Source organism: Xenorhabdus bovienii SS-2004 (assembly GCF_000027225.1).
GTDB lineage: Bacteria > Pseudomonadota > Gammaproteobacteria > Enterobacterales > Enterobacteriaceae > Xenorhabdus > Xenorhabdus bovienii_C.
In genome coordinates this window covers 2,107,829-2,115,317 of record NC_013892.1, presented here as the reverse complement: position 1 = coordinate 2,115,317, position 7,489 = coordinate 2,107,829, and the positions used below count along the sequence as shown (strand labels likewise).

Genomic DNA, 7,489 nt, shown 5'->3' with positions numbered 1-7,489 from the left:
AATATAAATATAAATATAAATATAAATATAAATATAAACATAAACAAAATAATACTTTCAACAGTACTAGCATTTAAATAAAAAATAAACATGCCTGTAATAGCGGAAATTTCTTTAAATAAAACAAAAAATTCCCGCTCTGGCTCTCATCAGGCTATTAAAGAACTTTTAAAAATTCAGCCAGAATCGGGTTAAAAATATCTGGTGCTTCCCAGAATGGTGCATGATCAACGCCGGCCAAGTTAAACACCTGTCCTTGCCAAAGGTTTCTATAATTTAATCCATTAATATAATCGTGATTAATGAAAGGATCACCAGCACCATTGACAATAGCCAAAGGAATTTCACTTTGCGCTTGGTCGCAGATCACTGCATGTATGTAGCCTCACAGGAACAATCACCACCTCCCGAGGAGGTGGTTTAAGGATTACAATGAAAAATCAAGCATCTTCAATTACGGCTTAGGCTTATTCAAATAAAACTCGTTATCTATTCCAAATAAAACTCGTTATCTATATTTATGTCACGATTCCCATCAGAATCATATACACCATCCCCATTCCCTCCATATCCATGGGTACGTTTAGCCAAATATTTATATTCTTCCCCTGCATATTTAACATGCAGATTAATTCGGTATCCACCTGAATGGTTCATCCAACAATCACCATGAATCAATCTGTGCGCAGGTAGTAGTTTATTGTCATTTCCATCAATCACTTTAGCCTTATAAGCTGCCCTACTGGCATTCCCAGAAAGATTAGCCTTATCCAGATCTTGTGTAACAAGATCAGAGTCCTTAAATTTCCTAATAGTGGCTTTATATGAAACATACATTGGTACAAGTAACTTTTTCCCTCCAAAATCAATATATCCATCAATTACATCAAGATATATTGAATGTGCCCTGTCAATAAAAAGACTTCGACATGTTTTCACTTCTGAAAGATTGAAAAATAGAGCAAAAATGTTGTACCGTGAGCTGACTTCTACCGATGACCATATCTGGTGTGGCTTAAGATGTCTTACGGGTAAATTATTGCTACTGACTACCGTATTAAGTCCAATAAAACCCCTCGCGGTTAATTTTATTCGAACACTAATTCCAAAATATTCAGGCTTAGGAACAAATGTAGTTTTATGCAACTTCGAAGATGAAATCTCCTGATAAGTGTAATCCTTATAATCAAGCAATTTCCCAGAGTTAGCATCTTCCATCTCCACTCTCATCTTATTTATCGGTTTATACTTGTTTGAATTTAGTGCATTCCACGTTATAGATATCCCATCATCGGTGAAAGCTGGAGTCCAGTTCTCTGAAGAAGACACTGAGACCAATTTTCCCTCATTAGGATATTCTACCGATTTTATATCCACCTCAGGTTTATCATATAATTCAACATCATAACCACCATGACTGGACATATAGTAATCATTTTGTTCTACATATAGAGTCATTGTTGCACTACCAGTACCTTTTTTACTCCACAACCCGTCTCGTGATACTTCTATGACTTCTTTATTACCACTCTCCCAACGCTCCTTGGCATGTACAGGTAACTGGAATGGTTGTTGTATTTTACTATTTCCAGCTACCCAATCTTGAACAACAGCCTCATCAAAAGAAATATCCACCTTGCCCTTATTCAGTACATACGCAACATCAGCAGTCGATGCCGTAAACTGATTTGTTTCCGGTGTTTTGATGGTTATTGTGGTGTTTCCAGGTTTCACCATGCTGAGGTTGCCCTGCTTATCTACCTTCACCACACCATTATTGTGACTGGAGAAATTCGCCTGTTGCAATAAGGCCTGAGCATCCACATCCTGATTTGCAAAACTTGGCGTGACGGCATAATTTTTGCCATCATTCCAAACAGCGACAATCTGCTTGATCTGATGCTGCAATTGAGGTGTTGCCTTCTTAACTTCCAATGTATAGCTGGCTGTAGACGAATGATATTGACCATTCGTTCCTGTCTGTACCGTGATGGTCGCTGTCCCGGCTTTCCACAATGTAACCTTACCGCTATCATCAACGGTGGCGACATCATCCGCAGAACTCGTCCACATCTGACGTATCCCTGCCGGTATCCCGCCATCTACTACTTTCTGGGAGTGAGCATAACGTTTGGTATAAGTCACCTGTTGCGTGGCATTGGCAAAACGGAGATCTGGCGTAATAGCGCCCACTGAGACAGTTAATGACTGACCGATTGATTTTCCTTCCACAGCCGCCTGAATTTCCTGGCTTCCTTTATTCTTCGCCGTCGCTGAAGCAGAATAAGTGCCATCACCGTTATCCTGCATCAGGGTTGGCGTTACCACAAAGCCCTTGAGCGGATTCGGCAAGTGAATATTGACGGTTTTACCACTGATGGCGTTACCAAACTTATCTGCCAGTTTAACTGTCAGTATTGCCTGTTCTTTAGCATCAGAGCCAATTTGCCTCTTATCTGCCATAAACGTGGAATGCGCCGGGTCAATGTCAGCGGGAGTAAACTCCACTGCCGGTGCCAAATATTGCCCTCCTGAAGACAATAACGCCGTCACCTTCGCCGTACCTGCCTTATCGCGGTGCAATGTCACTTGAGCAACGCCCTGCTCATCTGTTGTAGTCATTTGCTGCAACAACGTACTGGCTGCATCAGCCGACCAAAAAACAGGGATCCCTTTGCCTAATGAATTACCATTAGAATCCGTTAGCGTGATGGAATAAGTGACACTGTTACCTGCAATGATTTTATTCGATGTTACGTCGATAGCGTTTTCAGCATCCTTGGGTTTCGCCGTTTTACTATTTCCAGTCAACGTCAGTTCGGCTTGCTGTTTAACCCCAGTACCACCAATCTCTGCAATAAGTTGCGTATCCCCTGCAATCTTGCCTTTAATATCAGCAATATAAATACCATACTCAATTTCTTTAAATACCGGAGCGTCGGTTATCTGTAAATCGGACGTGGATCTCATTGCGATCTTATCCTGCAATCCCGTCAGCAAATTATCATGCTCATCTCTGGCAATGACTTTAACCTGAACAATATCCTCATCTGTGACCGCTATAGATTTGGAAACCTCTAATGAGGATTTATCGCCAGAAACACCGCCCGCAATAAACGTTACCGGGTTATCTGCTGTCTTTTGACCGCTGCCCAGCACCGCAGTAACTCGTGCATTCCCTGCCTGCCTGCTCGATAGCGTAATTTCAGCGATGCCCTTCTCGTTGGTCGGACTCAATGGTGAAGACAACGTACCCAATGAAGTCTGCCAGCCAACGTAAACACCAGGCAACGCGGTATTGCCGTTACTGTCTTTCACCTGAGCCTGAATCGTAACGTTTTCCAGACCATCAGCTTGAAGTGCTGTTGTCCTCAGTACGGTCACGGTATCGATTTCGGCTGTCGTCTGATTTGCGACAAAACCCAGAGAATCACTAAATTCGAGCGACCCAAGCCGGGCATCAATAGGAAATGTTCCTTCCTGCTTACCGGCAATGAGCACAGTGTAAATACCCGGTTCTGACTCCTGCTGATTGTGGAATGTGATACTGCTGTTATTCGATGAAGAGTAAGCTATTTTCTGGTTATAGCCCGGAACCGGGTTACCATACTTATCTTTCAATACCAGTATCGCTTGTGCCTTACTTGAGCCATCCGCAACAATAGATTGATTTACTAATTTAAAACTACTGTTAATTTGGAAATCATCTTGGTTAACGTTATTTTCACCCAGTTTAATCGCGGTAAAAGTGACCTTCAGATCCGTTTTACCTTTATTCTGGAGTACCGCTTCAATCGTCGTCGTGCCTGCCCGTGTGCCTGAGATGACATTACGTGCTTCTCCTGCATCATTGGTATCACTGACATTGTCACGCAGTTTATTCTTCGCGGATAACGAGTGCCAAGTCACAGGGATGCCTTTCAACGGGTTCTGATTGGCGTCAACCACTTTCGCAATCAGCGTGATACTGTCCTGATCATCAGCAACGGCTTGCATCTTATTGCCCTCGCTGGCCAATGTGACAACCGCCGTCTGCTGATCTGCGACAATCGTTATCTCTGTGCTAACCTCCTTGCCATTGGACAAGCTTGCCCATACCTTTATATCTCCTGCTTTATCCGCTTCCAATTCTGTGCTTGCTTTGCCATTCTCATCTGTGATGCTTGTAGACGTAACATGGGCATCAGGGCTGTCAGTTCTCCAGCGGACTTCTACGCCCGGAAGAGGGTTACCAAATTGATCGGTAATTCTGGTGCTAATTTCTGTCTTACTGCCAGGACTGGCCACATGTTGCAATCCTTGCGACAAGTCAGTCACTTCACCATTATCAGGATCGGCTTTGAATAAAATAGGCGTCGAAGTGCCGGAAGTTGCATTCGTACTGGCCGTGATTTGCACCTCATAGGCTTTTTTACTGGTAATGGTCGTACGGGCAATCCCATTTTCATCAGTAAAAGATTGTGATTGATGAATTTCAACCGAATTGCTATCACGATTTGATTTCCAGTCAACGGCCACTGATTGCAGCGGGTTTCCATTCTCATCAGTCACAACAGCATTCACAGTCACCGATGTTTTACCGTCAGCAACGTACAGGTCACTTTCTGTCTTCACTTCTTTGATTAATGCCGTAGCCTTGTGCCCCACTAACTCCGTTTTTCTCTGAGTCTGATTTTGGTTATGATTCACCGTTCCCGTCACCATGACGGTTCCGGATTTCAAACTGGTCATCGTTGTTTGTGCAATTCCCTGCTCATCCGTTATGACTTCCTGCGTTGCAATGACCGCCTGATTATCAGCCTCGAAAATAACCTTGATATTCGAAACAGGGTTTCCTTGTTTATCCGTCACTTTTGCCGTAATAGTCTGTTTTGTCTGACCATCCGCAACAGACAATGCGGGAGTAATGATCAAGTCACTGTTTTGAATAGAGGCGGTATCACTATCTGCAACAAAAATAACCTCAGCTTGAGTGACATGTTCTCCCACCGTGATATTAATCAGTTTGGAACCGGCTACCTCGCTTTTCACAGGCATCGTAATTCTGCCGTTCTTATCGGTGATCGCGCTTTTGCCAATGTCTACATCGTCATCACTACTGAACTTCACCTCATAATCGGGAACAGGATTACCAAACTCATCATTAACAACCAGTTGTATCCGATTTTCGCTCTGACCATCCGCTTTTGCTGAATTTTGTTCAATAGTGAGTTGATTCTCACTGATATGAGCGGTTTTAACATCAGCTTTGACCGTTATTTTAGTCGCTGCAAGCGCCTGATTTCTCACGGAAGGCGTCAGTGTCAATGTTTCAGTTCGTGTACCTGCCGTTACGGTGACAACATATTGCCCAACCGCAATACGTTGGAAATCAGAAACCTGACTGGAATGAGAATCGCGGGTTTTATGACTGGATTCAATCTTAAGTGTTATTTCCTCGACATTAACATCAACCGGTTGATTCATTTTATCTTTGATGGTTAATGTCAGTTTTTGCGTACTTTTCCCCTCTGCCGCCAATTCACTTATTTCTGGTGAAAATAAGCTATTAGCCGTATTGATTGCAGCGGATGAAACAATAACCTGCATATGCACAGAATTAGAACGATTGCCTTTTTTATCAATAGCAACGGCAGAAACAGAATAGGTATTTTTGACCTTATGATCATCCGTCGCAGCCACAGAGGTGGGATCGGCATGACTGTATTGATAATCTGGCAACAAAATACGGTAATGACCGCCGTCATTTTCAATCTTGCCACCACTGGCCGTTAATTCAGCAAGTTCCCAATCAATGCGTTCAAGGCCATATTTGGCAGAAACCGAAATATTCAGCGGTTTTTCTTCACCGGCATAGCCGCTGATTGTTTGATCCAAGTGAAACCAGATGACCTCTTTTTTCTGATATTCCAGAACGATATGGTTATTACGGTCAACCAATCCGTAGCGGTTATTGGCTAATGATCGTAACCGTGAGACGGCATCAGAGGATATTTGCTGGAGCCACGGTACCCCGAACTGATAATTTATCTGCAAATTTAATCTATCATCATTTTTTCCCGATTTTCCCTGCCTCTTTTCAGCGCCAATGGTGATTAGGGGTACAGGGGTATAAGTCAAACCGGCAGTAAATGCATGAGGTTGGCTCTGACGATTTTCTTTACCAAATAAAGCAACCTGATCACCATAATATTGTTCATAAGCCAATTTTGCGCCTAACTGCGGATACTGAGGCAAATAACCTTCGGCGCGAATATCCCAACCATTGGCTGGCCGTTCTTGGTAATCTTCAAAATCGGGAGAATCTTTCCACCCTGACAACCTGAAATAACTATTTGCGCTCAATTTCAAATAATCGCGCCAATATTCAACCCCCAAACCTGCACGAGTATGACGACGAGACAAATCATAATCAAAGAAAGTATTGCTGCCTAACATATAATCCGGCTCAAAATGACGCCAGCCAATACCCAAATTGGCCTGAGTCCGGTTATCCGTCCGGTGCAGACTCGTTTGGTTAAAAACAAGGTTTTCTTTTTGATCCCACAGAGGGAAAAGCAGATCAAATTGGGAACCTTTTAACGAAAAGTTCTTATCGGTATTTAGCTGAATACGGGCATGACCAAATTGCCTGAACCATTGTTCAATATCGGCATTCACTTTACGGGTAGCCACAGAACGAGCCAGCTCAACAGCGGAGTCGCGATTAGGATTATTCTGTAAAAACCGCCCAGCCTGTGTTGCAATATTCGCGAATTGGTTTTCCTTGATCTGTGATTCATTTTGATGATTCGGTGAATTCAGCCATTTATTTTTAGGCGGAATAAGCAGCTTGCTTCCTACTGTTAATGGCATGTCATTCTCAGCAGAAACAAAATACAGATTATTTTCTTTTATTTCATTGACTGTCGAATCATATTTTTTGGCAATATATTCCAACGATTCATTCTTCTGAATAATATGCCATCGGCTGTCAAAATCAGAAGGTATACTCTGAATTTCATTATCAGCACGTGCAGATATAACTGGCACCATGCTACCCGCAATGGGAAAAAACGATTGTAATACAATATTAAACCATGCAACACGACGAATAAAAACGCCTTGTTTCAGGATGCTATTTTTTCTATATTCTTTATCCATAATTAGACCAATATTAATTATCCTTGAGAATGTATTTTTTGAGCATTTAAGAAATAAATATAAATTTATCCATAAAAAATAGCATATAAACTAAATGAATAAATCTGACAAAATTTGAACTAATAAAGATACACTAAACAAATAGAATGTGGAATTTGCAATTAAAAATTAAAATAAAAAAACAAATAAAAATGAGAAAATTCAGATTATTCTCACTAAAAACAATCCAATACTATTCAGGGTGCAAATGATATTAGATATATATAGATATAGATATAGATATACTAACGGACTATCACAATCTATCGGGAATGATGCCATGCACGAAACCGACTATTCTATTCAG

General features: G+C 41.7%; 2 protein-coding genes. Both read right to left on the bottom strand.

The window, feature by feature from the left end; translation table 11 throughout:
* Positions 1 to 157 precede the first annotated feature (157 nt).
* Positions 158 to 337, bottom strand: a complete 180-nt coding sequence (locus tag XBJ1_RS09115) for an alpha/beta fold hydrolase (protein WP_230578764.1) — start codon at positions 335 to 337, stop codon at positions 158 to 160.
* Between the two features lie 152 nt (positions 338 to 489).
* A complete protein-coding gene (locus XBJ1_RS19065; protein WP_012988596.1) occupies positions 490 to 7,143 on the bottom strand; it encodes an Ig-like domain-containing protein in 6,654 nt (2,217 codons plus the stop codon).
* Positions 7,144 to 7,489 lie beyond the last annotated feature (346 nt).

Bases quoted from the DNA above. Each gene is read 5' to 3' on its own strand.
- XBJ1_RS19065 (WP_012988596.1), bottom strand. From the start codon at position 7,143: ATGGATAAAGAATATAGAAAAAATAGCATCCTGAAACAAGGCGTTTTT.